This is a genomic window from Candidatus Hydrogenedens sp., from assembly GCA_035361075.1.
Lineage (GTDB): Bacteria > Hydrogenedentota > Hydrogenedentia > Hydrogenedentales > Hydrogenedentaceae > Hydrogenedens.
This window is the reverse complement of sequence record DAOSBX010000073.1, coordinates 1-2297: the sequence shown is the minus strand read 5'-3', so window position 1 is coordinate 2297 and position 2297 is coordinate 1. Positions and strand designations below refer to the sequence as shown.

The 2297-nt window shown below is 36.4% G+C and carries 3 protein-coding genes; 1 reads left to right on the top strand and 2 read right to left on the bottom strand.

Going from position 1 to position 2297, the window contains the following annotated elements:
- Positions 1–153: 153 nt before the first annotated feature.
- Positions 154–303 carry an SEL1-like repeat protein gene (locus PLJ10_13315; protein HOK10625.1) on the top strand — a complete coding sequence of 50 codons (150 nt, stop codon included), beginning with the start codon at positions 154–156 and terminating at the stop codon, positions 301–303.
- 399 nt (positions 304–702) lie between these two features.
- Here PLJ10_13315 and PLJ10_13310 read toward each other — a convergent pair whose 3' ends face one another.
- On the bottom strand, positions 703–1119 hold the full coding sequence (locus tag PLJ10_13310) for a hypothetical protein (GenBank protein ID HOK10624.1): 417 nt from the start codon (positions 1117–1119) through the stop codon (positions 703–705).
- Positions 1120–1133: 14 nt separating this feature from the next.
- Positions 1134–2102 carry a DUF1559 domain-containing protein gene (locus PLJ10_13305; protein ID HOK10623.1) on the bottom strand — a complete coding sequence of 323 codons (969 nt, stop codon included), beginning with the start codon at positions 2100–2102 and terminating at the stop codon, positions 1134–1136.
- Positions 2103–2297: the final 195 nt, after the last annotated feature.

The window sequence follows — 2297 nt, the reverse complement described above, 5'->3', positions numbered from 1 at the left end:
ATTAAGCATTTCCCCTGATAGTGATACAGTATTGGAGCCACTATTTAGAGAACTGTACGATACGATAGATTAGGGAGGTGGAAATAGTGAATTTATTATGGTAAGGCACGGCAGTGGTATGAGAAGGTAATAGAAAAAGACAATGCTGATGCTATGTATAATTTAGGTGTGATGTATTATAATGGTCGGGGTGTTCCGCAGGATTATGGTAAGGCAAGGGAATGTTTTGGGAAGGCGGTAAAGCGAGGCGATGCTGATGCTGTGGATAATTTAAAATCGCTTAAAGGAAAAAAGAGAAAATGATCTCGGCCGCTTTTTTTTCTTTTTTTATCACTATTCAGTTACCATAGGTTCTCTTTATATATAGATATATCGAATGGAATTTGTTAACAAAGTTTATGCATTATTTTGGTGTGTGATACAGGGAAATAAAGTAGTTTAGGGGTATTATCAAAAATAAAATGAGGAAAAATCTTTACTTCTTAAATACTATATTAGCATTAGTTCTTTTGATTCTATTTACTCTCATCTAAAAACACAACTCGTTTTTATACAACAACTTCAAATCTAACACATAATTGGTGAGAAAGGAAAAAATATCTTTCTTTAATATTTTAATTAAAGTATGCTGATTAATATGTTTGAAATATATTATTTATTTGTTGTGAAAAAACAAAAAAATTTGTATGTAAATTTGGTATTTTAATTTGATAAGTGGTCAACGGAGGATTGTTCATTTGTTGTGGGTGGAGGGGTAGGGGGTCTTTGTCTTCGGGGGCGTTGTCCACGTTGGCGGGGAGGTGGTTCAGGTTCATCATTATATCGGACACGAAATATGCGTGTGCCAAACCCTTCCACACGAAATCCTTCGGCTTTCCCAATAATGTTCCCTTTATCATCTAACAGGTCTGCTTCAAATCGTAGGTCTTTATCTTTCTGATTTTCATCGTGTGGGAGGAAACGAATTTTGCCTATTTTAGCATTTCTTTCTTTGACTTTTGAATGTAGTTCTAAGGCTTCTTTTACCTTCTTATATTCTTCGGAAGGACCGCATCCATTGATAGTAACGAAGAAAGGTGCTACGAGAATGAAAATGATAAGATTTGAGATTTTATTCATAGAATTACCTCCCTTTAGTCATCATGTCTGCCACGGTCGACTAAGGTTCCAAGGAATAAGGCTAAGCCTTGTGATACGGGTGCTTTACCAGGATAACGTAAGAACTCAACATGCCCATCCATATATAAAACATTACATCCACCAGGCACATGATTAAAATACTTTACCATGCTGGATAATGTATCGTACATAACGAAAATTTCGCTTTGTGCCTGATTGCTTGCGGATGGATTATTAATATCAGTAATGAGGAATCGTTCAATGCCTTCTCTTAATCGGTAGATAGTGTTGGTATTTCCATTTCCGAGGGGTTCATTGCTCATAATATTAATGACAGGACAATCGCTATCTGCTAATTCGAAACTTTTTGCAAGGAAATAGGCTTCACCGCTTCCACCATGCAAATATCCGATGGCTTTTGTAAAAAGTCCAATAAACAGGGCTACAAACTGTTGGGGTCCTGTGGCATCGGGATTGTCAAGGACGAAATCATGGGGGATATGTGGTAATAATGCCATAATATCAGCAATACCAATTTGTGGGTCTGTATCTTCACATTTATCTAAAACCCAACCTATGTATACATAACTTAAATCGATAGCGTCACGTTCTTCTGCTAAATTAAATTTCCCTGTTGCAGGGTCAATAAGGCTTTGCATGGTATTTTCCGGGTCTGATGGACAAAGAATAATAGCTGGGTCGGTCAAATATTCGGGGTAGATTGTATTAACCATAGGTCCTAATGCGATGATTGCACGGCGATGTGAATATGCTTCAAATTGCATGGGCGGAAATTTCCCTCCACGGGCTTCATTGGCATACATTTTGTAGATAAGACCCCATTGTTTAAGGTTGTTCTGGCAACTGGAACGACGCGCTGCTTCACGAGCACGGGCAAGAGCAGGCAAAAGAATTGCCGCAAGTATTGCGATAATTGCAATTACAACAAGCAGTTCAATCAGAGTGAAACCTGTTTTTCGCATTGTATTTTCCTTTGCAAGAAATTAGCATAATTCTACTATTTTGACATCTATCGTTTTAATCAGGTTTCATAAAATAAAACAAAATAACTTTTATAAACTTAGAGAGGTGGAAAAAATATTTGAATTAAATAGTAGAAGAGTTAAAAAGCCTGTTATTTATTTGCAAACTTTTCTTTTAATTTTAATGAGATATTT